This is a genomic window from Microbacterium sp. GCS4, assembly GCF_001262495.1.
Classification (GTDB): domain Bacteria; phylum Actinomycetota; class Actinomycetes; order Actinomycetales; family Microbacteriaceae; genus Microbacterium.
This window is the reverse complement of the sequence record NZ_LGYE01000006.1, coordinates 86884-110177: the sequence shown is the minus strand read 5'-3', so window position 1 is coordinate 110177 and position 23294 is coordinate 86884. Positions and strand designations below refer to the sequence as shown.

General features: G+C 72.1%; 17 protein-coding genes. 14 read left to right on the top strand and 3 right to left on the bottom strand.

The window, feature by feature from the left end; all coding sequences use genetic code 11:
* Positions 1-36: 36 nt before the first annotated feature.
* The 3 genes from AKH00_RS16975 to AKH00_RS16965 are packed head-to-tail and all read left to right on the top strand — an operon-like array spanning position 37 to position 4254.
* Positions 37-1506 (top strand): amidohydrolase, encoded by a 1470-nt coding sequence (locus tag AKH00_RS16975; protein WP_050723955.1) that lies wholly within the window; start codon positions 37-39, stop codon positions 1504-1506.
* A gap of 1 nt (position 1507) precedes the next feature.
* Positions 1508-3100: an amidohydrolase gene (locus tag AKH00_RS16970; RefSeq protein WP_050723954.1), complete on the top strand. Its 1593-nt coding sequence runs from the start codon at positions 1508-1510 to the stop codon at positions 3098-3100.
* The gene (locus tag AKH00_RS16965) at positions 3097-4254 is read left to right on the top strand and encodes a CaiB/BaiF CoA transferase family protein (protein ID WP_050723953.1); all 1158 of its coding nucleotides are present in this window, start codon (positions 3097-3099) and stop codon (positions 4252-4254) included. The genes AKH00_RS16970 and AKH00_RS16965 overlap by 4 nt, the downstream gene beginning before the upstream one ends.
* 2 nt (positions 4255-4256) lie before the next feature.
* On the opposite strand, the gene AKH00_RS18360 is transcribed toward AKH00_RS16965, so the two are convergent.
* Positions 4257-5735 (bottom strand): PucR family transcriptional regulator, encoded by a 1479-nt coding sequence (locus tag AKH00_RS18360; RefSeq protein ID WP_050723952.1) that lies wholly within the window; start codon positions 5733-5735, stop codon positions 4257-4259.
* 73 nt (positions 5736-5808) lie between these two features.
* On the opposite strand from AKH00_RS18360, the gene AKH00_RS16955 reads away from it, so the two are divergent.
* The 7 genes from AKH00_RS16955 to AKH00_RS16925 all read left to right on the top strand — a co-directional run bounded on the left by AKH00_RS16955 (position 5809) and on the right by AKH00_RS16925 (position 15002).
* Positions 5809-6915, top strand: a complete 1107-nt coding sequence (locus AKH00_RS16955) for a DUF917 domain-containing protein (protein ID WP_050723951.1) — start codon at positions 5809-5811, stop codon at positions 6913-6915.
* Complete coding sequence (locus AKH00_RS16950; RefSeq protein WP_050723950.1) at positions 6912-8486, top strand: hydantoinase/oxoprolinase N-terminal domain-containing protein; 1575 nt, start codon at positions 6912-6914, stop codon at positions 8484-8486. Before AKH00_RS16955 ends, AKH00_RS16950 begins: the two co-directional genes overlap by 4 nt.
* Positions 8487-8547: 61 nt before the next feature.
* A complete protein-coding gene (locus AKH00_RS16945) occupies positions 8548-10137 on the top strand; it encodes an ABC transporter substrate-binding protein (protein WP_050723949.1) in 1590 nt (529 codons plus the stop codon).
* Position 10138: 1 nt separating this feature from the next.
* A complete protein-coding gene (locus AKH00_RS16940; protein WP_050723948.1) occupies positions 10139-11182 on the top strand; it encodes an ABC transporter permease in 1044 nt (347 codons plus the stop codon).
* A gap of 3 nt (positions 11183-11185) precedes the next feature.
* Positions 11186-12988 (top strand): dipeptide/oligopeptide/nickel ABC transporter permease/ATP-binding protein, encoded by a 1803-nt coding sequence (locus AKH00_RS16935; protein WP_082297709.1) that lies wholly within the window; start codon positions 11186-11188, stop codon positions 12986-12988.
* The gene (locus tag AKH00_RS16930; protein WP_050723947.1) at positions 12985-13755 is read left to right on the top strand and encodes an ABC transporter ATP-binding protein; all 771 of its coding nucleotides are present in this window, start codon (positions 12985-12987) and stop codon (positions 13753-13755) included. The genes AKH00_RS16935 and AKH00_RS16930 overlap by 4 nt, the downstream gene beginning before the upstream one ends.
* A complete protein-coding gene (locus tag AKH00_RS16925; RefSeq protein ID WP_082297708.1) occupies positions 13752-15002 on the top strand; it encodes a M20 metallopeptidase family protein in 1251 nt (416 codons plus the stop codon). The genes AKH00_RS16930 and AKH00_RS16925 overlap by 4 nt, the downstream gene beginning before the upstream one ends.
* A 56-nt stretch (positions 15003-15058) precedes the next feature.
* On the opposite strand, the gene AKH00_RS16920 is transcribed toward AKH00_RS16925, so the two are convergent.
* Complete coding sequence (locus AKH00_RS16920; protein ID WP_050723946.1) at positions 15059-16429, bottom strand: MFS transporter; 1371 nt, start codon at positions 16427-16429, stop codon at positions 15059-15061.
* A 297-nt stretch (positions 16430-16726) separates the two neighbouring features.
* On the opposite strand from AKH00_RS16920, the gene AKH00_RS16915 reads away from it, so the two are divergent.
* From AKH00_RS16915 to AKH00_RS16900, 4 genes are all read left to right on the top strand, one after another.
* A complete protein-coding gene (locus AKH00_RS16915; RefSeq protein ID WP_050723945.1) occupies positions 16727-18109 on the top strand; it encodes an MFS transporter in 1383 nt (460 codons plus the stop codon).
* The gene (locus AKH00_RS16910) at positions 18106-19371 is read left to right on the top strand and encodes a CaiB/BaiF CoA transferase family protein (RefSeq protein WP_050723944.1); all 1266 of its coding nucleotides are present in this window, start codon (positions 18106-18108) and stop codon (positions 19369-19371) included. The genes AKH00_RS16915 and AKH00_RS16910 overlap by 4 nt, the downstream gene beginning before the upstream one ends.
* Complete coding sequence (locus AKH00_RS16905; RefSeq protein ID WP_050723943.1) at positions 19371-20168, top strand: enoyl-CoA hydratase/isomerase family protein; 798 nt, start codon at positions 19371-19373, stop codon at positions 20166-20168. The genes AKH00_RS16910 and AKH00_RS16905 overlap by 1 nt, the downstream gene beginning before the upstream one ends.
* Positions 20169-20238: 70 nt before the next feature.
* Positions 20239-22143, top strand: a complete 1905-nt coding sequence (locus AKH00_RS16900) for a helix-turn-helix domain-containing protein (protein WP_050723942.1) — start codon at positions 20239-20241, stop codon at positions 22141-22143.
* Between the two features lie 43 nt (positions 22144-22186).
* On the opposite strand, the gene AKH00_RS16895 is transcribed toward AKH00_RS16900, so the two are convergent.
* Complete coding sequence (locus AKH00_RS16895) at positions 22187-23260, bottom strand: epoxide hydrolase family protein (protein WP_082297706.1); 1074 nt, start codon at positions 23258-23260, stop codon at positions 22187-22189.
* Positions 23261-23294 lie beyond the last annotated feature (34 nt).

Below are 23294 nucleotides of genomic sequence, written 5' to 3'. Positions count from 1 at the left end.
CCCGACCCTGCGCCCCGGGGCGCCGAGAGGAGCACGATGTCCGAGACCCTCACCCTCCGGGGCGCGCGACCGTACGACGGCGGCGAGCCGATCGACGTCGTGGTGCGCGACGGCCTCATCGCGGCGATCACGCCCGCGGGGACGATGAATGCCGTCGGCGAGGTCGTCGACGTCGCCGGCCGCTGGATCGGCCCGGGGTTCTGGGACGCGCACGTGCACTTCACGCAGCACGTCATCCGCCGCCGCCGGCTCGACCTCACCGAGACCCGCAGTGCCGACGACGTGCTCACGATCGTGCGCCGGGCGCGCGCCGATCAGGCGCCGCTCACCGACGGGATGCTGATGGGCTACGGCTTCCGCGACGGACTCTGGCCCGTGCCCGCCACCCTCGATGCGCTCGACGCGACCGTCGCCGACGTGCCGGTCGTGCTCGTGAGCGGCGATCTGCACTGCGGCTGGATGAACCGGGCCGCGGCCGCCCGCTTCGGCGTCGAACTCGACGCGACCGGTCTGCTGCGCGAGGGGCCGTGGATCAGCCTGCTGCACTCCTTCGACGAGGCCGCGCACCTGCCCGCCGACGCCTACGCCGATGCCGCGGACGCCGCGGCCGCCCGCGGCGTGGTCGGCATCGTCGAGTACGAGAACACCGACAACGTGTCCGAGTGGTCGGAGCGCACGAGCGCGGGGCTGCGCAGTCTGCGCTCCGACATCGCCGTGTGGCCCGACCGGCTCGAGTCCGTGATCGCGGCGGGGTACCGCACGGGCGATCTCGTCGACGACGCGGGACTGGTGACCTTCGGGCGACTCAAGGTCGTCGTCGACGGGTCGCTCAACACCCGCACCGCCTGGTGCTGGGACCCGTACCCGGGGATGGATCCCGGCCACCCGCACGCGTGCGGGCTCGAGAGCGTGCCGATCGCCGAGCTGCGCCGGCTGCTGCACCGTGCGCGCGGCGCGGGCATCGAGGCGGCCGTGCACGCGATCGGCGATCGCGCCAACACCGAGGTCCTCGACACGTTCGCGGAGCTCGGCATGCGGGGCGTGATCGAGCACGCGCAGCTCGTGCGCGACGACGACTTCGCCCGGTTCGCCGATCTCGGTCTCATCGCGAGCGTGCAGCCCGAGCACGCGATGGACGACCGCGACGTCGCCGACCATCACTGGGCGGGTCGCACCGGCCGCGCCTTCGCGTTCGGGTCGCTGCACCGCTCCGGTGCCGCACTGCGGCTGGGGTCGGATGCTCCCGTCGCGCCGCTCGACCCGTGGATCTCGCTCTCGGCCGCGACGGCCCGCAGCCGTGGCGACCGTGCGGCGTGGCATCCGGAGCAGCGGCTGCCGCTCGACGTCGCGCTCGCGGCATCCGTGCGCACCGCGCTCGCCGTGGGGGAACCCGCCGATCTCGTGGTCACCGACCGCGACCCGTACGCCAGCGACCGCGACGAGCTGCGCGGCATGCCTGTCGCCGCGACGCTGCTCGGCGGCCGATTCACCCACCGGGAGCTGTGAGATGAGCACACTGACCTTCACGAACGGCCGGGTCTTCACCGGTGAGTCCGAGACCGCGTTCGCGTCGGCGTTCCGCATCGTCGACGGACGCGTCGACTGGGTGGGCGATGCCGCCGATGTGGCCGACGCCGACGCCGTCGACCTCGGCGGGCGCACGGTGCTGCCGGGCCTCATCGACAGCCACACCCACCCCGCTCTGCTCGCCGGCACCGCGGCCGCGGTCGAGTGCTTCCCGCCGGCCGTGCGCAGCGTCGACGATCTCGTCGCCGTGCTGCGGGGCAACGCCGACACGGTCGCCGATCCCGGCGCGTGGGTGCTCGGCCGCGGTTTCGACGACACGAAGTTCCCCGACGGACGGATGCCGACGGCCGCCGACCTCGACCGGGTGAGCACCGACCGGCCCGTGCTGGTGTGGCGCTGCGACGCGCACTCCGCCGTCTGCAACACGCGGGCGCTCGAGCTGGCCGGCATCACCGCCGAGACGCCCGACCCCGACGGCGCCCGGTTCGAGCGTGGTGCCGACGGCGCCCCGAACGGCGTGCTCACCGAGATCGCCGCGGTGAACGCCGTCGCCGCGTGGATCCCCGCCCCGACCGCCGACGAGCAGATCGACGCGCTCGTGACGATCGGCGAGGAGCTCGCCTCGCGCGGCATCGTCGCGGTCTGCGACCTGCTGTCGTCGCGCATCGACCGCCCGCTCCAGACCTTCCGCGCTGCCGCGCAGCGCGGGCTCCATGCCCGGGTCGCGCTCTACCCGGGATGGGACCCCGCAGCTCCTCTCGCCGATCTCGACCCCGACGACCGCGAGGGCGAGGTGCGCGTCGGCGGCGTCAAGGTCGTGCTCGACGGCGCGTACTCGAACCGCACCGCCTGGGTGCACGAGGCGTATCCGGGGTCGTGCGACCACGGTCTGCGTCTCGTCGACGACGACGACGTGCTCGCCGCGGGGGAGTGGGCGCGCCGCAACGGCGTGCAGCTCGCCGTGCACGCGATGGGCGACCGGGCCCTCGACCGCGTCGTGGAGCTCTTCGAGGGGCAGGAGCCCTGGCTCGACGGCATCCCGTCGGTGCGCATCGAGCACGCCACGATCGTGAGCGATGCGTATCTCACGCGTCTGCGCGCGGCACGGATGCGGTTCGGAATCGCCACGCACACGGTGTTCTTCTTCGCCGAGTACGACGGGTACGAGAAGGCGCTGCGCGTCGAGCAGGTGCCCGACGCCTACCCGATCGCCCGTCTCTACGACGGCCTCGAGCCGCTCGCCCTGTCGTCCGACCGCCCGGCCACCGCGTGGAGCGGCGCCGACGACGTGATGCTGTCGGTCGAGGCGGCCGTGCGCCGGCGCACGTACAACGACATCGAGTTCGGCGCCGAGGCCGCGATCACGGTGCCCCAGGCCCTGCTGCTGTACACCTCGCGGGCCGCCTCGCTCTCACCGCTCACCGGCGTGGGAAGGATCGCCCCCGGATTCGACGGCAGCTTCGCGGTGCTCGACCGCGACGTGTTCGCGGTGCCCGACGAGGAGATCTCGACCGTGCGGGTCGCCGAGACATGGATCCGGGGCGAGCGGGTCTTCGTCCGGGACCGCCCATGACCGAGGCGCCGTTCCGACCGCTCGACGGCGTGCGGGTGATCGACTTCACGAGGCTGCTCGCCGGGCCTTCGGCGACCATGACCCTCGCCGAGCTCGGCGCCGAGGTGGTCAAGGTCGAGCAGCCGGGACTCGGCGACGAGACCCGGCACTGGGGGCCGCCGTTCGTGCACGGCGCGAGCGCGTACTTCCACGCCATCAACCGCGGCAAGCGCAGCATCGCGCTCGACCTGACCGACCCCGACGACCGCGCGGTCGCGCATGCGCTCATCGGCACGGCCGACATCGTGGTCGAGAGCTTCCGACCCGGCGTCGCCGAGAGGCTCGGCATCGGCGCCGCGGCGATGCGCGAGCGCTTCCCGCGGCTCGTGTACGCGTCGATCAGCGGCTTCGCACAGCAGGGTCCGCTGTCGGCAGAGCCCGGCACGGCGGTGACCGTCGAGGCGGAGTCGGGACTCATGCACGTGACCGGTTACGAGGGCGGCGACCCGGTGCGCTCGGGGGTCGCGATGGTCGACATCGCCACCGGCATGTCGATGATCAACGGGGTGCTGGCGGCCCTGCTCGAACGCGAGCGCACGGGCCGGGGGAGGACGCTCGAGTTCTCGCTGTTCGCGACGGCGCTGAGCTCGCTCGGCACGGTCATCGCGGCGTCGTCGGCGGGCGGTCCGTCGTCGCGGCCGTGGGGCAGCGCGCATCCGTCGATCGTCCCGTACCGGGCGTTCCCGGTGGCTGACGGCCACGTCGTGCTCGGTGCGACGAACGATCCGATGTTCGCCCGGCTCGTCTCCGCGCTCGACCTCGGGGCCGAGCTCGGCGGCGAGCGGTGGGCACGCAACCAGGCCCGGGTGGAGGGGCGCACCGAGGTCGACGGCGCCATCGCCCGGCGGATCGCCGACCTGCCGCTGGATGCCGTCGTCGAGCGCCTGCGCGCCGCCCGCGTGCTCGTCGCGCGGGTGCGCAGCCCCGAGGAGGCCGCGCAGGGTGCGCAAGCTCAGGCCCTCGGTCTCATCGAGCACGACGACGGCGTCGCGATCGCGCGCTCGCCGCTGGGCACGAACGGCACGGCCCGCCTCGCCCGCGCCCCGATGCTCGACGCCGACGGTCCGACGCTGCGCGCCGAGGTCGCAGGGTCCGACGGCGACGGACGGGGCTGACCTCACCCCGATCCGAGCAGGCGCACCCGGCAGGCGAGCTCGACCGCGAAGCGGGCGTCGGGGTCGTCGAGGTCGATGCCGAGCAGTTCGCGGATGCGCCGCATCCGATATCCCACCCCGTTCGGATGCAGCATGAGCTCGCGCCCCGCGTGCACGAGCGAGCCCCCGTGCGCGAGGTACACGAGCAGGGTGCGCACCGACTGTCGTGCCCGATCCGCGTCGAGCTCGTCGAGCGGACGCAGGATGTCGTGGAGCAGCTCGCGACTGATGGGCGAGGCGTACACGTCGAGCAGCACGCGGCGCAGACCCGTGACGTCGGTGAGCTCCACGCCGCCGAGGCGTCCGGCGGCGATCGCCGACTCGGCCGCGATCCGGGCCTCGGCGGCGGACTGCCGCAGTCCCAGCGCGCCGAGCTGCGGGGTGCCCAGGCCCAGGGTGTAGGCCCAGTCGGCGCCCGCGAGCTCCTGCGCCCGCTGCTGGATCCGCGTCGCGATCTCGCGCACCCGTCGCTGGTGGTCGCCCGCACCGTGCTCCTCGGTGCACACGAGCACGAGGTCGTCCTGCAGAAAGGCCACGTGCCACATCTCGTCGCGTGACTCGACGAGCTGCAGCGCGAAGAGCTCGAGCGCCGGCTGCACGCTGCGGGGCGCCCGCGCGTCGGGGTCGCCGCGATGAGTAGGGCTGAGCCACGCCACGACGTGCGAGCGGGCGAGCGGCAGCCCGAGACGTGCCGCCTGCGCCACGAAGCCCTCGGCGCGCGAGGGGTCGGCCAGCACGAGCTCGACGAGCAGGTCGGCGCGCGACTGGGTCGGGGCGTAGCGGTCGCGGCTCTGCCGCTGGGCGACGCGCGAGAGCAGTGACGCGATCACCGGAAGGGCCACGGCCGTCGCGCCGTCCGACGACCCGGCGACGAGGCGTCCGATCGGCACCTCGCCGATGAACACCGCGTCGGAGTCGGTCCAGGATGCCGCGGGGTCGGCGACGATCGACAGCTCGACCCCGAGCGCGCCGCCCGCGGCCGACAGGATGCTCTCGGTCGAGCCCTCGGGTGACGCGGCGGATGCCGAGGCCAGCTCGATCGCCCGGGCGCCCCGCATCATCGCCTCGGACGCCCCGCCGGAGATGGCGCGGTCGATCGTCTTCGCGAGCTCGGCCGCCGGCACCCCGGTGGCGGAGAACACCGGCACACCGCCGCGTTCCGCGAGCACCCGCGCCGTCTCGGCGAGCGTCAGCGGCGCGGTGAACACGAGCCCGGCGAGGCCGCGCGCGCTCGCCTGCCGCAGGGCCACGTCGATGCGGAACGGCGGCGGCTGCTCCTCCTCGGTGAGGATCGCGAGCGTGCCCTCGGACAGCCCGTCGAGACGGTCGATCGCGGCGAGGTCGACCCGCACCACGCGCCGATCGTCGGCGGGGCCGGCGTGGAGTCGCAGGCCGAGCCGGTCGGCGTCGTCGCGCAGGTCGACGAGGGTGTACTGTGCCATGCGCACAGTATGCACGGAAACACTGGATGCAGGGAACATTGCCCACCGCCGGATGCCTCCGTACCGTGAACACATGGCTCAGACTCCTCCCGCCGACCTCGTCGCGGCGCCGATCACCGAGATCACGGCAGACGACATCGCCGCCCTCGGCGTGGGAACCGCGATCCTCGGCACCGGCGGCGGCGGCGCCGTCTACACCGCGCAGATCACCGTCGAGAACGCGCTGCGCACGCACGGCGCCGTGCGGCTCGTGCAGGTCGACGACCTCGGCCCTGACGACGTCGTGATCCTCATGTCGGGCATCGGCGCCCCCACGGTCGGCATCGAGATGCTGTCGGCATCGGGCCAGATCCACGCTCTGCTGGCGGAGGCGGAGCGGCTGCTCGGACGCCCCGTCACGACCCTGATGGCCGCCGAGATCGGCGGCAGCAACGGCATCCACCCCATCGGCTGGGCGGCCCGACTCGGCCTGAAGGTGCTCGACGCCGACGGGATGGGCCGCGCGTTCCCCGACGCCGCGATGGTCGCGATGAACGTCGCGGGAGTGCCGTGCGAGTGGGCCGTGCAGAGCGACGTCGTCGGCAACATCTCGGTCATGAAGACGATCGACCTGCACTGGCTCGAGCGCCATGCCCGTGCGCTCACGGTCGCGAGCGGCTCGATCTGCATCGCCGCGCACTACCCCCTCACCGCCGACACCGTGAAGGGCGCGGTCATCGAGGGCACCGTGACCGCGGCGATCCGCGTCGGCCACGCCCTCCTGTCGGCCTCCGACCCGGTGACCGCGATCGCCGCCGAGCTCGACGCACGCGTGCTGATGACCGGCAAGATCACCGACCTCGACCGCCGCACGGTCGGCGGGTTCGTGCGCGGCTCGGTCACGGTCACGGGAACCGGCGCCGACCGCGGGCGGCTGCAGCGCATCGAACTGCAGAACGAGAACCTGCTCGTGCTCGAAGACGGAGAGGTGCTGGTGAGCGTCCCCGACCTCATCACGATCATCGACGCCGAGACCGGGCACGCGATCACCACCGAGATGCTGCGCTTCGGCCAGCGGGTCTCGGTGCTCGCCTGGGCATGCGACCCGATCTGGCGCACCCCGCGCGGGCTCGAGCTCGCCGGACCAGCGGCGTTCGGCTACGACCTCCCGTACGTCCCCTTCGAAGGAGCGACCCGATGACCGCGCGCGACCTGTCCATCGGCGTCGACGTCGGCGGAACCAACACCGACGCCGTGGTGCTCGACGGCGACGGTCGGGTGCTCGCGTGGACCAAGCGGGCCACCACCGACGACATCACGGGCGGCATCCGCGCCGGCATCCGCGACGTGCTCGCCGCGATCGGCGACGACCGCTCGCGCGTCTCGCGCGTCATGCTCGGCACCACGCACGCGACCAACGCGATCGTGCAGCGCCGGCAGCTCGACCGCGTCGCGATGATCCGCCTCGGAGCGCCGGCGGCGACCGAGTACCCGCCGCTCACCGGGTGGCCGACCGACCTCGTGCAGATGGTGCTCGCGGGCTCGGCCATGCTCGGGGGCGGCCACATGGTCGACGGCACGCCCATCTCGCCGCTCGACCGCGACGGCATCCTGCGCTTCGTCGACGGCCTCGACGGATTCGACGCGATCGCCGTCGCCGGGATCTTCAGCCCCTCATCGCCGGAGCAGGAGCTCGAGGTCGCCGAGATGCTGCGCGCCCACCTCGGGCAGGACACCCGCGTGTTCCTCAGCCAGGACATCGGCCCGACGGGTCTGCTCGAGCGCGAGAACGCGACCCTGCTCAATGCGGCGCTGTACAGCGTGGCGCGCTCGGTCACCGAAGCCCTCGTGACGGTCGTCGCCGAGGAGGGGCTCGACGCCACGACCTTCTTCGCGCAGAACGACGGCACGCTGATGTCGCTCGACTACGCGGCGCAGTACCCGGTGCTGACGATCGGCTCGGGTCCCGCGAACTCCATCCGCGGCGCCGCGTACCTGTCGGGGCACGACGACGCGATCGTCATCGACGTGGGCGGCACGACCTCCGACCTCGGCGTGGTCGTCGGCGGCTTCCCGCGGGAGTCGACGCTGCCCCGCGAGATCGGCGGGGTGCGCACGAACTTCCGCATGCCCGACGTGCTCAGCGTGGGGATCGGCGGCGGCACCATCGTCGACGTCGCGTCGGGCCGCGTGGGCCCCGACTCGGTGGGCTACCGCATCGACCGCGAGGGACTCCTGTTCGGAGGATCCACCCCGACGCTGACGGATGCCGCCGCCCTGGCCGGCAGTCCGGTCGCCGGCCGCCGACTGCCCGCCCTCTCGTCGACCGTGTCGTCGGCCCTGGACCGCGCGCTCGCGCTCGTCGCCGACCGCCTCGACGAGGCCGTGGAGCGGCTGTCGCTCGGCCGCATGGACATCCCGCTGGTCGTGGTCGGCGGCGGAGGCTTCCTCGTCCCCGACAGTCTCGCCAGCGCCGGCAGCATCCTGCGTCCCGACCACGGCGGCGTCGCGAACGCCGTCGGCGCCGCGATCTCGCTCGCCGGCGGCCGGGCCGACCAGATGGCGGCCATGGGCGACCGGGAGTCCGCGATCGAGCAGGCCTCCGAGGCGGCCGTCGCGAAGGCCATCCAGGCCGGCGCCGACCCGTTGCAGGTCTCGGTCGTCGAGGTCCTCGAGACGCACGTCCCCTACACCGCGCAGCCGACCGTGAACGTGACGGTCAAGGCGGCGGGCCCGCTCGCCCGGCTCTCGGCCGAGGTGCCCGTCCGCTGACGGACCTCCGGTCGTCCCTCCCTGCACTGACGCTCCACCCCACCCGAATCAGGAGAACGCTATGAAACGCAGTACCGCACTACCCGTGGCCGCCGCTCTCTCCGTCCTCGCCCTGACGCTGACGTCCTGCGCGGGGTCCTCCGATCAGGCCGGTCCCGACGAGGGCGACTTCGTCTCGGGCGGCACGTTCGTCACCGCCGTGGGCGACGACCCGGGCGACCTGAACCCGCTCAAGGCCGTCTCGCCCGACACCTTCGCGGTCGTGAGCATCGCCTACGAGTCGCTCATCGCCGTGACCGACGAGGGCGAGCTCGTGCCCTGGCTCGCCGAGAGCTGGGACGAGACCGGCACCGAGGTCGTGTTCACCCTCAAGGACGGCATCACCTGTTCCGACGGCTCGGAGTTCACCGGCCAGACCGTCGCCGACAACCTCAACTACAACGCGGATGCCGCGAACGCCACGTTCTCGTACGGCTCGGTCATCGACGAGAGCATCTCGGCCACGGCCGACGGCAACACGGTCACCGTCACGAGCACCGCGAACAACCCGTTCCTCGCCGTCAACGTGGGCACGATCATGCTCGTGTGCGACGCCGGTCTCGCCGACACGACCTCGCTGTCGGACACGACCGACGGCACAGGGCTCTACGCGCTCAGCGAGATCAAGCCCGGCGACACGTACACCTTCGCCAAGCGCGACGACTACACGTGGGGTCCCGACGACGTCACGAGCGAGACCGCGGGTCTGCCCGACGCCATCGAGGCGCGGGTCGTGACCGACGAGAGCACCGCCGCGAACCTGCTGCTGTCGGGCGAGCTCAACGCCGCGACGATCTCGGGCGCCGACCGCTCGCGCCTCGACGGCGCGGGCCTCACCCACACGGGTGTGCGCAACCCCGTCGGCATGATGCTCTTCAACGAGAAGGAAGGGCGTCCGTTCGCCGACCCGCTCGTGCGCGAGGCGCTGTCGACCGCGATCGACCGCGACGAGGTCGGCACCGTGATCGCCGACGGCGAGGGACTCGAGTCGATCTCTCTCGTCACGAAGAACCCGCTGCTGTGCGTCGCCGACAAGCCGGAGTGGACCCTGCCCGACACCGACCTCGACAAGGCGGGCGAACTGCTCGACGAGGCCGGCTGGACGCTGGGCTCCGACGGCCTGCGCGAGAAGGACGGCCAGCCGCTCACGATCAAGTTCGTCTACAACGCCCCGACCTCGACACACGCGGCCGCGGCCGAGCTGGTCAAGCAGACCTGGGACGAGCTGGGCGTGACGACCGAGCTGCTCGCGAACGACGCGGCGGCCTGGTCGGAGCAGCTGTTCTCGACGTTCGACTGGGACACGGGCTGGGTGCAGGTCGCTCCCGGCGGCCCGATCGTGCTCTCGACCTTCTTCGACGGCGCGACCCCCGACCAGGGCGGTCTGAACTTCATGTGGGTCGACAACCCCGAGTACTCGGCGCTCGTCGCCGAGGGATCGAGCGCGACCCCCGAGGACAGCTGCGCGATCTTCCAGGATGCCGAGAAGCAGCTCATCGAGCGCTTCGACGTCTTCCCGGTGATCGACAACATCCTGCCGACCTACCAGTCCGGCGCGGTGTTCGAGCAGCCGAACTTCATCCAGCCGACCTCGATCAGGATGCTGGGCTGACATGACGACGACTCCTCCTCCCGCGACCGCCGAGGTGGTCGACACGACCACGGCCGCCCTGGCGGCGCGGGCGGAGGAGCGCCGTCTGCGTCGGGGGCTCTCCCCGCGCACCGCGTTCCTGCTGCGACGCCTCGGCCGACTCGTCATCTCCCTGGCGGTCGTGGTCGTCGCCTCGTTCCTCCTCATGTACCTCGTGCCCGGCGACCCGGTGCGCGCGGCTCTCGGGCAGAGCGCGACCCCGCAGCTCGTCGAGGCCACCCGCGCGCAGCTGGGACTCGACCGGCCGATGGGCGAGCAGTTCCTCCGCTTCGTCGGCGGGCTCGTCACCGGCGACCTCGGCACCTCGGTGCGGCTGCAGCGGCCCGTGATCGACGTCATCGCGCAGCGGTTCCCGACGACACTGCTGCTCGCCGTGCTCGCGTTCGTCATCGCGATCGTCGGAGCGCTCCCCGCGGGCATCGGAGCGGCCGTCCTCGCCCGCTCCGGTCGCCGTCGCGGCCTGTCGATCGCCGTCTCGGCGGTGCTCGGCATCCTCATCGCCGTGCCGAGCTTCCTCGTGTCGGTCGCACTCATCGCGCTCTTCGCGGTCGAGCTGGGCTGGCTCCCCGCCGCGGGTTGGGGCAAGCCCGCCGACGCGGTGCTGCCGGTCATCGCGCTCGCCATCGGCCCCATGGCCTACCTCGTGCGCATCGTGCAGGTCGAGATGCTCGCCGTGCTCGACACGACGTACATGACCACGGCTCGCGCCAAGCGGCTTCCCCGGCGGCTGCTGTACCTGCGGCATTCGCTGCCGAACATCGTCACGTCGACCCTGACCGTCGGCGGCCTGATCCTCGCGGGACTCACCGCGGCGACCGTGCTCATCGAGACCGTCTTCGCGATCCCCGGGCTCGGCACCATCATGGTGTCGTCGGTCGGCGCGAAGGACTACCCCATGGTGCAGGGCGTGGTCATCGTCTACGCCCTCATCGTGCTCGGGGTGAACCTCGTCGTCGACGTGATCCTCGCCACCATCGATCCCCGATCGTCGATCACGGAGGGCTGAGACATGGCCATGCGATCCCGCTTCCTCACCCCGACCGGGGTGTTCGCCCTCGTCGGCACGGCACTGCTCGTCTTCCTCGCCGTGGCCGGTCCTCTGCTGTGGGGGTCGGCGGCCGACACGACCGACGTCTCGTCGCGACTGCTCGGCGCGAGCGCCGCCCACCCGTTCGGCACCGACGAGCTGGGCCGCGACATCCTCGCCCGGGTGCTCTCGGCGACGCGCCTCACGCTCCTGCTCACGCTCGGCGCGACGGCGATCGCGCTCGCCGGCGGCATCGTGTTCGGCCTCGTCGCCAGCATCCTGCCGCGCCACCCGCGCCGCCTGCTCACCGGACTGCTCGACATCCTGCTCGCGTTCCCCTGGCTGCTCATGGTGCTGTTCTTCACCGTGATCTGGGGAGCGACGGCCACGGGCGCGATGCTCGCGATCGGATTCGCCGGCATCCCCTCCTTCGCCCGACTCGTCTACAACCTCGCTTCCTCGGTGTCGGGCCGCGACTACGTGCGCGCCGCCCGGGTGGTCGGCGTCGGCCCCGTCGGCATCCTGCTGCGGCACGTGCTGCCGAACATCGCCAACCCCTTCTTCGTCAACGCCGCCGCCACGGCGAGCGTGACGCTGCTGTCGTTCGCGGGCCTGTCGTTCCTCGGGCTCGGCGTGCAGGCCCCCGCCTACGACTGGGGTCGCATGCTGCAGGAGGGCATCCTGCGCATCTACGTCAACCCGCTCGCCGCGATCGGCCCCGGCATCGCGATCGTGCTCGCCGGTCTCGTCTTCACGCTGCTGAGCGAGGCGGTCGCCGCGAGCCGGGGCGCGGGATTCAGGGCCGTCGCGGCGCGAGCTGCCGGTGCCGTCACGCTCTCGGCGCGGCGCACCGGTCGCACCGTCGTCACCGCAGAGCCCGCGGGCGAGATCGTGGCCGAGATCCGCGACCTGCGCATCGCGTTCGGCACCGCCGACGGCGGCACGGTCGAGCGCGTGCGCGGCGTCGATCTGCGCGTCGCCCGCGGCGAGATCGTCGGCATCGTGGGGGAGTCCGGATCGGGCAAGTCGCTCACGGCGATGGCGCTCGCCGGACTGCTCGGCGATGACGCGATCATCTCGACCTCGTCGCACCGCTTCGACGACCTCGACATGACCCGCACGCCCACCGCCGCCGACCGGGCGCGGCTGGGCGTCGAGCTGGGCATGATCTTCCAGGACCCGCTCACCTCGCTCAACCCCGCGCTGACGATCGGGCGCCAGCTCACCGAGGTGCCGGAGGTGCACATGGGGATGCGGTCGAAGGAGGCACGTGCGCGTGCAGCCGACGCCCTCGGCGCCGTCGGCATCCCGAACCCGGCCTCGCGGCTCTCGCAGTACCCGCACGAGTTCTCGGGCGGCATGCGCCAGCGGGCGATGATCGGCATGGCGCTCACGGGGCGTCCGCGCCTCATCATCGCCGACGAGCCGACGACCGCGCTCGACGTGACGGTGCAGCGCCAGGTCATGGGCGTGCTGCACCGGGCGCAGGAGGAGACGGGGGCGGCGATCGTCTTCATCTCGCACGACATCGCCCTGGTCTCGGCGTTCTGCGACCGCGTCATCGTGATGAAGGACGGACGGATGGTCGAGACCCTCGCCGCCGACCGCATCCGCGAGGACGCGCAGCATCCGTACACGCGGGCCCTCATCGCGTGCCTGCCCGACATGACCAGCGACCGCACGCAGCCGCTGCCCGTGATCCCGCCCGAGCTGCGGCCCGAGGCGCTCGACGAGCCGGAGCCGACGCCGGTGGCGGACGCCCACGACCAGGAGGTGCCGGTGTGAACGCGCTCGAGATCGACGGGCTCAGCGTCCGCTACGGCCGGACCCGCGTCGTCGACGGGGTGAGCCTCGCCGTGCCGAAGGGCCGCACCGTCGGGCTCGTGGGCGAGTCCGGATCGGGCAAGAGCACGATCGCGGCCGCCGCCGTGGGCCTCGTGCGTCCCGAATCCGGGTCCATCCGCGTGGACGGCATCGAGGCGACGGGTGGCGGGGCGGCGGCACGTCGAGCCCGCCGGCGCATGCAGCTCGTCTTCCAGGACCCGTTCTCGGCGCTGGACCCGCTCATGCCGATCGGCGACTCGATCGCCGAGGCGCTGCGGGCGACCGGGCGCCGATGGACCCGCGCAGAGCGCATCGCCCGCGTGCGAGAGCTCTTGGCGCAGGTGCACCTCGACCCCGACCGTGCGGGCGAGCGCCCGGGGGCGTTCTCGGGCGGGCAGCGTCAGCGCATCACGATCGCCCGTGCTCTGGCGGGCGAGCCCTCGGTGCTCATCGCCGACGAGGTCACGAGCGCGCTCGACGTGTCGGTGCAGGGTGCGATCCTGAACCTGCTGCGCGAAGTGCAGCAGGACCTGGGCCTGTCGATGCTCTTCATCTCGCACAATCTCGCGGTGGTGCGCTACATCAGCGACGAGGTGTGCGTGATGCGCCATGGCACGCTGGTCGAGAGCGGACCCACCGAGGAACTCCTCGCGCACCCCGCCGACCCCTACACGCGGGACCTGCTGGACGCGGTCCCGGTACTCGGAGAGAGGATGCACTTCGGATGACATCGCACAGCGACGCCCCGACGACCCCGACGACGCCGACCGCGGAGGCCGCGGTCGGCGCGTTCGCGACCGAGGCCGAGGCCCTGCGGGCAGACCTGGTGGCGGTGCGCCGCGAGCTGCACGCCGCGGTCGAGATCGGTCTCGACCTGCCGCGCACGCAGGAGATCCTGCTGCGCGAGCTCGACGGTCTGGGGCTCGAGATCACCCGCGGCGCGTCACTGTCATCCGTCACCGCCGTGCTGCGCGGTGGACGCCCAGGGCCCGTGGTGCTGCTGCGCGGCGACATGGACGGACTGCCGATCGCCGAGGCGACGGGGCTGCCGTTCGCCGCGACCTCGGGCGCCATGCACGCGTGCGGGCACGACCTGCACATGGCGGGCGTGCTCGGCGCCGTGCGGCTGCTCGCCGCGCGCCGCGACGAGCTGCCGGGCACCGTCGTCTTCATGTTCCAGCCGGGCGAGGAGGGGCAGGCCGGCGGCCGCGTCATGATCGAGGAGGGCGTGCTCGACGCCGCGGGCGAGAGGCCTGTCGCGGCGTACGCGATCCACGTCGACAGCGCCACCCCGCAGGGGCAGCTCGTGACGCGCGAGGGCCCCATGATGGCGAGTGCGAATGCGCTGCGCATGACCCTGCACGGCACGGGCGGTCACGCCGCGTTCCCGCAGCTGGGGATCGACCCCGTCCCCGTCGCGGCGCAGTTGATCCTCGCGGTGCAGACGTTCGCGGCGCGGCGCCTGCCGGCGACCGACCAGGCCGTCATCTCGATCACGCGGCTCAGCAGCGACTCCGAGGCGAGCAACGTGCTGGCCGCGGCGGTGCACCTCGAGGCGAACATCCGCACGCTGTCGATGGCGACGCTCGACACCGTGCGCGACCAGCTCCCGGCTCTGCTGGCGGGCATCGCGGAGGCGAACGGATGCCGGCTCGAGACCGAGTTCATCGCCTCGTACCCCGTCACGTACAACGATCCCGCCGAGACGCGCGAGGTGCTGGCCGTGCTCGCCGAGCTCGTCGGCATCGACCGCGTCACCCGGCTCGCGGCGCCGTCGATGGCCTCCGAGGACTTCTCGTACGTGCTGCAGGAGGTGCCGGGCGCTCTCGTGTTCGTCGGCGCGGCCCCCTCGTCCGGGCCCATGCCCCTGCACTCCGAGCGGGCGGTGTTCGACGATGCGGTGCTGCCGTTGCAGGCGAGCGTGCTCGCCGAGCTGGCATGGCGGCGCCTCGCGCGGGGCGGCCAGTCGGCCTGAGCGGCCGGTCGGCCTGACCGGCCGGTCGGCCTGAACCCCGCGCGAGGCGCCGGCGGTCAGCGTCGTGCCGCGGTCCCCGCGGTCGCGGGGCGGTCGGCGGCATCCGTCGCGGTGTCGTCCGAGCGCGTCAGCGTCTCGGGTAGCGCGGCGATGCCGATGACGCCGATCACGCTGAGGCCCACAAGGTACGCCGCGACGAGCCACGGCGTCCCCCCGGTGAGACCCACGAGTGCGGTCGCGACGAGGGGCGCGGTGCCGCCGACGAGAGCCGCGGGGATCTCGCGCGATATCGCGATGCCGCTCCAGCGCATCCGAGTGGGGAAGAGCTCGGCGAGCATGGCCGCGCTGACGCCGATCGTCGCGCCCTGCACGATCGCGAGGCCGAGGATGAGCCCGAGCGCCACGAGGAACGAGTTCTCGGTCTGGAACAGGAGGAACAGCGGGAACGCGAACACGATGGCGAAGATCGCGGCGCCCAGCAGCACGGGCTTGCGGCCGATGCGGTCGGCGAGCCGCCCGAAGCCGAGCGTCGCGGGGATCGTCAGCAGTTCGGCCACGATGAGGCCGATGAGCGCGTGCGTGGGGTTCACCGTGAGCGTGCCGGTCGTGTACGAGACCGAGAAGGTCTGCACGATGTAGACCCACGGCAGGGCGAAGACGAAGAAGGCCATGCCTGCGAGCAGGGTGCGCCAGTGCGACTGCACGGCGAGGGCGAGCGGGGCGTGCGACACCGTGCCCTCGCGCTCGGCCGCCTCGAACGCCGCGGTCTCCTTGACGCGCAGACGGAAGTACAGCGCGAAAGCGACGATGACGATGCTCGCGATGAACGGGATGCGCCAGCCCCAGGCCTGGAACTGGTCCTTCGGCAGCAGGCTGATGAGCGCGAACGTCCCCGTCGCGAGGGCCATGCCCAGGTAGACGGACGCACCGGGGAACCCGGCGATGAAGGCACGGTTGCGCGTGTCCGACGACTCGCTCGCCATGGTCATCGCGCCGGCGAACTCGGCGCCGGCCCCGGCTCCCTGGAAGAGCCGCAGCACGATGAGGAGGATCGGCGCCCAGATGCCGATGGTCTCGGCGGTCGGCAGCAGACCGATGAGCGTCGTCGCGATGCCCATCATGAGCAGCGTCGCGAGCAGCGTGCCCTTGCGGCCGATGCGGTCGCCGAAGTGCGCGAACACGAGGCCGCCGATGGGGCGGGCACCGAAGCCGACGGCGAAGGTCGCGAACGCGCCGAGGAGACCGGCGAAGTCGCCGCCTCCCGGGAAGAACAGCGGCGCGAAGACGAGCGCCGACGCCAGGCCGTACAGCGTGAAGTCGTACCACTCGATGACGGTCCCGACCGAGCTGCCGATCACGGCCCGTCGGCGCTGTGCGCGCGGGTCGAGACCGGGGCGGTCGATGTCGTCGGCGATGACGATGTCCATGGCACTCCTTCGTGTCGGGGCACGCCGGTCGTCCGCGGCGGCGACCTCCAGGCTAGAAAACCCGTCGTCACGCCTTCATGTGCACGGAGCACATGATCGGCACGAGATCCTGGGCGCAGCGCACACCGGGCGTCTTCGCTCCGCGGGGACGGGCTCGACGATCATGCAGCCTGGTGTCTTCCGCAGCCACCCTTGTGCGCCCGATGTGTCCATAACTCACATATCGCGCCGGCAGGCGCGCTGACACGCTGGTCTCACGGCTGTCAGAGAGGACGGCCGCGAAGGGACCTACACACCATGACATCGGCATCCACCGCCGCCCACGAGCCGGCTGCGGCCCCCGACAACCCCACGACATCGTCGTCGCAGATCCGCACCATCGTCGCCTCGAGCGTCGTCGGCACCACCGTCGAGTGGTTCGACTTCTTCGCCTACTCCACGGCTGCAGCGCTGATCCTCAACGCCCTGTTCTTCCCCGACTACGACCCGCTCGTCGGCACGATCCTCGCCTTCGGCGGCATCGCCGTGGGCTACTTCGGCCGGCCGCTGGGCTCGATCGTGTTCGGACACTTCGGCGACCGCATCGGACGCAAGAGGATGCTCGTGCTCTCGCTCGTGGTGATGGGCGTCGCGACCTTCCTCATCGGCCTCCTGCCGACGTACACCGCGATCGGGGTCGCCGCCCCCATCCTGCTCATGGTGCTGCGGTTCGTGCAGGGCTTCGCCCTCGGCGGCGAGTGGGGCGGTGCGGTCCTGCTCGTCGTCGAGCACGCCGAGCCGCGACGCCGCGCCTTCCTCGGGAGCTTCCCGCAGGTGGGCCTCGCGCTTGGCCTGACGCTCTCGACCCTCGTTTTCCTCCCGCTCGTGGCGCTGCCGGGCGACGCTTTCGCGACGTGGGGCTGGCGCGTGCCGTTCCTCATCAGCGCCGTGCTCGTGCTCGTCGGCCTCTTCATCCGCCTGAAGATCACCGAGACGCCCGAGTTCGAGCGCATGCGCGAGGCCGGCCGCGCGGCCCGCGTGCCGCTGTGGGAGACGCTGCGGACGCATCCGGCCCAGGTGATCCTCGCCGCCCTGAGCTTCGCCGTCATCGGCGCGGTGTTCTACATGCTCTTCACCTTCAGCCTCACCTACGGCACGCAGTTCGTCGGACACACCCAGCCCGAGATGCTCACGATCGCCACCGTGTGCTCGGTCCTCGCCCTCGTCGGCCTCCCCGTCGCGGGGCGCCTCGCCGACCGCTTCGGCGTCACCCGGGTCTTCGCGACCGGCACCGTCGTCTCGATCGTGCTCGCGTTCCCCGCCTTCCTGCTCATCGACACCGGCAGCCTCGCCGCGGCGTACGTCGCGTACATCGCGACGACCGTCGGCTTCTGCGCGACCTACGGCACCCTCGGCGTGCTCTACGCGCAGGCGTTCGATGTCCGCATCCGCTACACCGGCATGTCCCTGGCGCTCGGCATCGGGACCATCGCGGGATCGGCCTTCGTGCCGATCATCTACCTCGAGCTGCTCGACGTCTTCGGCGGGTCCTGGGCCGTCGCCCTCTACATGGTCGCCGCCGGACTCGTGACGCTCGTCTCGGTCACCCTCCTGCACCGCATCACCCGCCGCGCCGCCGCACGTGACGCGGCGACATCCACCCCGTCCGCATCCGCCCCGACCGAAGGAACCGCTCGATGATCGACGACGCCACCCGTGCCCTGCTCACCGGACTCGGCGGTGTGGACGCCGCGCCCGGATCGCTCGCCGGTGTGGTCGTCGTCGACGTCACCCGCGTGGTCGCCGGCCCGTACTGCTCGATGATCCTCGCCGACCTCGGCGCCACTGTGATCAAGGTCGAGAACCCCGACGACCCCGACTACACCCGCACGTTCCCGCCGCTGCTCGAAGGCGACGGCGAGGAGCCGCTCAGCGGGTTCTTCGCGCAGTTCAACCGCAACAAGCTCGGCGTGACGCTGAACCTCAAGAGCCCGGGGTCCACCGAGGTGCTCGACCGCCTCGTGCGCCGCGCCGACGTGCTCGTCGAGAACTTCCGGCCGGGCACGATGGAGCGCCTCGGGCACGGCTACGAGCGGCTGCGCGAGGTCAACCCGCGCCTCATCTACGCCGCGCTCAGCGGGTACGGGCAGACGGGCCCGTACCGGCTGCGGCCGGCCTACGACAACAGCGCCCAGGCCACCGGGGGGCTCTGGTCGATGAACGGCGAGGCGGGGCGTCCGCCCACGCGCGTCGGCACGATCATCGGCGACCTGGCCGCGAGCCTGTACGGCGTGATCGGGGTGCTCGCCGCGCTGCGGCACGCCGAGCGCACGGGCGAGGGCCAGTTCGTCGACATCTCGCAGCAGGACTCGGTGCTCACCCTCACCGAGAACGCCGTCGTGTCGTACACGGCCGAGGGCGTCGTTCCGGAGCCGCTCGGCAACGAGCATCCCTTCGTGCGGCCGTACGAGCTGTTCCCGTGCCGCGACGGCTTCGTGTTCTTCGGCGGCTACACCGACAAGTTCTGGCGCCTGTCGTGCGAGACGTTCGGCAGCCCGGCCGACTGGGACGATAACCCCGAGCTGCACACCATGGCCGCGCGCTTCGACTCCGACCGGTACCGCGCCGAGGTGCGGCCGATGGTCGAGCGCTGGTTCGCCGACCGCACCAAGGCGGAGCTGGAGGAGCTCGCGGGCGACCTCGTGCCGCTGAGCGCCGTGAAGGACATCGGCGAGGTGGTCGGCGACCCGCAGATCGCCGCGCGCGGCATGATCGTCGAGACCGAGTACCCGGGCCACGGCGCGCTGCGCACCTTCGGATCGCCGGTGAAGCTCGACCGCACACCGCCGCAGACCGCCGGCGTCGCTCCGGCCACGGGTGCGCACACCGACCGGGTGCTCGCCGATCTGCTCGGGTTCGCCCCCGACGAGCTCGCCGACCTGCGCGCCACGAGGACGATCTGATGTCGGTGCGTCTCGACGTCGACGGCGGCATCGGCGTCATCACCATCGACCGCCCCGACAAGCTCAACGCGCTCACGCTCGCGATGTACGACGAGCTGGGCGAGGCGTTCGCGCAGGTGCGCGACGACCCGCGCATCGGTGTGGCGGTGCTCACGGGCGCCGGCGACCGCGCGTTCTGCGTCGGCGCAGACCTCGGCGAGTCCATCCCCGCCCTCACGGCCGAGCGCTTCGACATCAGCGAGTGGGATGCCGCGCACCAGAAGCACTCCACGCTCGAGAAGCCCGTGGTCGCCGCAATCAACGGGCTGTGCCTGGGCGGCGGCTTCGAGATCATGCTGTCGACCGACATCCGCCTCGCTGCCGAGGACGCGCAGTTCGCGCTGCCCGAGACGGGCGTCGGCGTCGTTCCGGCCGGGGGGACGCTCGTGCGGCTGGTGCGTCAGATCCCGTACGCGTTCGCGATGGACCTCATGCTGCGCGGCGACCGCATCGACGCCCCGACGGCGCTGCGCTACGGGCTCGTGAACCGCGTCGTGCCGGCATCCGTTCTCCGCGAGGAGGCGCTGGGGGTCGCCGAGCAGCTGCTGACGAAGAGCGCGACCGCCATCGCGACCGTGAAGCGCGCCGCGCGGGCGCTCGCCGATCTGCCCGAGGACGAGGCCTTCCGTCTCGAGGCGGTGCTCGGACAGCAGGCGTTCGCCAGCGCGGACGCCCGTGAGGGCCTCGCCGCCTTCGCCGAGCGTCGGCCGCCGGTCTTCCCCTCGCGGGCCCGGCCCGGTGCGAGCATCGGATCGTAGGCGTCGGTCTGCAGACGCCTGCTCGTAGACTTCAGGCAGTCCCGATCGTCGTGTGCCCCGAGGAGACGCAGTGGCTGACAACGGAGCCGACCCGTCGGCCCTCGTGCGCGAGGTCGTCGCCGCGACCCGCGCCCGTCCGGGTGAGCGCACGGCGGCACTGAGCCGGCTGCTCGCCGATGCCGACGTGGCCGCGGTCGAGGTCGACGAGCTGCTGGGTGCGGTGCAGGAGTCACAGCAGCTGACCGCTCGGCTGCGGCGGCGCGCTGCCGAGCTCGAGGCGCTCTTCTCCACCGCACGCGAACTCGTGCGCCTGCAGGACGTGACCGACGTGCTGCGGCGTCTCGTCGAACGCGCCCATGAGCTCATGGGGACCGATGTCACCTACCTCTCGGAGGTCGACAACGCTCACGGAGACCTGCGCGTGCGGTACTCGGCGGGCACGGTCACTCCGGAGTTCCGCGACCTGCTCGTACCCGCGGGATACGGGCTCGCGAGCCTCGTGACCCAGACGCGTGAGCCGGCGTGGGTCAGCCGGTACCCGAGCATGGCCGAGGCGCCCCACGATCCCGCCATCGACGCCGCCGTCGAACGGGAGGGCCTCGTGTCGTTCCTGGGAGTCCCGCTCGCCGTCGGAGACGAGGTGCTGGGCGCGCTGTTCGCCTGCAACAGGTTCGCGCACGACTTCACCCCCGAACAGGTCCTGCTGCTCTCGGCTTTCGCCGATCATGCGGCGGCGGTGCTGCACAGCGCCCGAGTGCTGGCCGAGAACGCCTCGGCACGGGCACGCGCGGAAGCCGCCTACCGCGAGCTCGAGCGGCACGTCGCGGCGACCCAGGTCGTGAGCGGCATCCACGAAGAGCTCACCGACGCCGTGATGTCGGGTGCGACTCTCCTCGACATCGTGGCGACGTTGTCGGCACGGCTCGGCCGCACGGTGCAGGCGGTCGACGAGCAGGGCCGGCCGCTCGCCGACGGCCCTGATGCCGGGCGGCTGCCGCGCCGACGGGTGCTCGCCGACGCGATCAGGGCGAGCCGGTCGAGCGGGCACGCCGAGCCGGTGGTCGAGGGGGCGGAGCGCTGGCTCGTGGTCGCGATCCTCGGGGCGGACCGGGTGCTGGGTGCCATGGTCGCCGCCGACGGGACCGGCGACGAGCAGGCCGACGACATCGCCCGGCCGACGCTGGAGCGCGCGGCGCACGTCGCGGCCCTCGTCTCATTCAAGCGCGACGCCGTGTCGGCGATCCGCGCCGAGCGCCGCTCCCGCCTGCTCGCCGGCGTCCTCGACGGCGGTCTCGACGAGTCCGCTCTCGTGTCGGAGACCGCGGCTGCGCCGATCGCCGCCGCGGTGATCGACCTCCGCGGGCGGGACGGCGCCCTCACCGCCGCGGCCGACGCCGTGGGGGAGGACGGTCTCGTGGCGGCGCGCGACGCGCACCTCGTCGTCGCCTGGACGTCGGGTGACCCGGGGGCGGCGACCGAGCGCGTGCGCCGCGTCCTCGCGGAGCGGTTCGGCGCGCCCGAGCTCACGGCGGTCGTGACCCCGCGGGTGGATGATGCGTCCGCTCTGCGCGCGGCGGTGGACCGCGCCGCCCGCGACCTGCGCTTCCTCGCGCCGCTCGGCGTCTCGGGTACGACGCTGCGCTCCGACGACTTCGCGCCGTATCACGCGCTCACCTCGACGGATCCCGATGCCGCACCACGCTTCGTGGAGGCCGTGCTCGGCCCGGTGCGCGACTGGGATGCGCGACGGGGTACGGCTCTCCTCGAGACACTGGGTGCCTACTTCGACGCGGGGGAGAGCCGGCAGGCCGCAGCCGCCGCCCTGCACGTGCACACCAACACCGTGCAGCAGCGTCTCGACCGCATCTGGACGCTGCTCGACGGCGATCACGCCGACGCCGAGTACCGCTTCCGCCTGCAGGCCGCAGTGCGACTGGACCGGCTGCGCGCGAGGCTGCAGCGGGGCGGGTACTGACCGCCTGTCTCACGAGCGACCGACTTCACACGACCGTCGCCTCCTAGGGCCCGGCGACCAGGCGTCTTAGGTCGTTCGCCAGAAGCGCCGGATGCTCGAGCGCCCCGAAGTGACCGCCGGACGAGAGACGCGTGAAGTTGACAGTCGGGTACCACCGGCGTGCGAATGATTCGACGCCGTGGTCGATGTCGTGGGGGAAAAGGCCGAAGGACGTCGGCACCGTGACGCGGCCGCCGGTCGGCGGGAAGCGGCGTCGGTCGAAGTAGACCCGCGCCGCGCTGCCCGCGGTGCGGGTGAACCAATGAAGCGACAGGTTCTCCAAGAGGCGGTCGATGGGGATTCTCGAGAAGACATCGCCCGCACCCCAGGCCTGAAACTTCTCGAGATACCAACTGGCGATCGCTGCGGGCGAGTCGGTCAGAGCGGCCGCGAGCGTCTGTGGCTTGGTGCGTTGTAGCGCAGCGTAGGCGCCCTCCTCCTCCGCCCAGGCCGCGGCACCGTCCACCCAAGCACGTTCTTCGATAGTGAGGGCCTCGTCGTGCGCGGCGCGCCACAGCGGTACGTCGGACAGGTGCAGGCCCACGACCTTCTCCGGCGCGAGAATCGCGATCTGTTCGGCGATCGCGGTGCCGAGATCACCGCCGTGCACGATGAACCGACTCACGCCGACGCCGTCGAGCGCCGTCAAGATGCGTTCCGCGTTCCACCGTGGGCCGCCCGCATCCGACGGTGCCGGATCGCTGAACGCGAAGCCCGGAATGCTGGGGACGATCACGTCGAGATCGGAAAGCTGCGCGGCGACGTCCCGAAATCTCATGAAGCTGTCTGGCCAGCCATGTATGAGGACGACGGAGGGAGCCGTGGGCGTTCCGGTACGCCACAGGTGAACGCGACTACCGGGGGCACCCACCAGCACGTGTGTCTCTGCGCGAAGACGCGCTTCGACTGCTGCCCAGTCGAAGTCAGACCATGCGATGAGCAGGTCCCGAAGCGCGGAAGGTCGCGTACCGCGGGACCAGTCATCGCCCGCGTCGTCCGGCCAGCGCGTGGCAGCGATTCGGCGGCGAAGGTCGTCGATCTGCTCGACGGGTGTGTATGGCTGGAGCCAGCTGATCATGCCACCACCCTGACACGGTCGTCACCCGATGGGG

Excerpts from the sequence above, each read along its gene's own strand:
- AKH00_RS16975 (WP_050723955.1), top strand. The coding sequence starts at position 37 with ATGTCCGAGACCCTCACCCTCCGGGGCGCGCGACCGTACGACGGCGGC.
- AKH00_RS16970 (WP_050723954.1), top strand. The coding sequence starts at position 1,508 with ATGAGCACACTGACCTTCACGAACGGCCGGGTCTTCACCGGTGAGTCC.
- AKH00_RS16965 (WP_050723953.1), top strand. The coding sequence starts at position 3,097 with ATGACCGAGGCGCCGTTCCGACCGCTCGACGGCGTGCGGGTGATCGAC.
- AKH00_RS18360 (WP_050723952.1), bottom strand. The coding sequence starts at position 5,735 with ATGGCACAGTACACCCTCGTCGACCTGCGCGACGACGCCGACCGGCTC.
- AKH00_RS16955 (WP_050723951.1), top strand. The coding sequence starts at position 5,809 with ATGGCTCAGACTCCTCCCGCCGACCTCGTCGCGGCGCCGATCACCGAG.
- AKH00_RS16950 (WP_050723950.1), top strand. The coding sequence starts at position 6,912 with ATGACCGCGCGCGACCTGTCCATCGGCGTCGACGTCGGCGGAACCAAC.
- AKH00_RS16945 (WP_050723949.1), top strand. The coding sequence starts at position 8,548 with ATGAAACGCAGTACCGCACTACCCGTGGCCGCCGCTCTCTCCGTCCTC.
- AKH00_RS16940 (WP_050723948.1), top strand. The coding sequence starts at position 10,139 with ATGACGACGACTCCTCCTCCCGCGACCGCCGAGGTGGTCGACACGACC.
- AKH00_RS16935 (WP_082297709.1), top strand. The coding sequence starts at position 11,186 with ATGGCCATGCGATCCCGCTTCCTCACCCCGACCGGGGTGTTCGCCCTC.
- AKH00_RS16925 (WP_082297708.1), top strand. The coding sequence starts at position 13,752 with ATGACATCGCACAGCGACGCCCCGACGACCCCGACGACGCCGACCGCG.
- AKH00_RS16920 (WP_050723946.1), bottom strand. The coding sequence starts at position 16,429 with ATGGACATCGTCATCGCCGACGACATCGACCGCCCCGGTCTCGACCCG.
- AKH00_RS16915 (WP_050723945.1), top strand. The coding sequence starts at position 16,727 with ATGACATCGGCATCCACCGCCGCCCACGAGCCGGCTGCGGCCCCCGAC.
- AKH00_RS16910 (WP_050723944.1), top strand. The coding sequence starts at position 18,106 with ATGATCGACGACGCCACCCGTGCCCTGCTCACCGGACTCGGCGGTGTG.
- AKH00_RS16905 (WP_050723943.1), top strand. The coding sequence starts at position 19,371 with ATGTCGGTGCGTCTCGACGTCGACGGCGGCATCGGCGTCATCACCATC.
- AKH00_RS16895 (WP_082297706.1), bottom strand. The coding sequence starts at position 23,260 with ATGATCAGCTGGCTCCAGCCATACACACCCGTCGAGCAGATCGACGAC.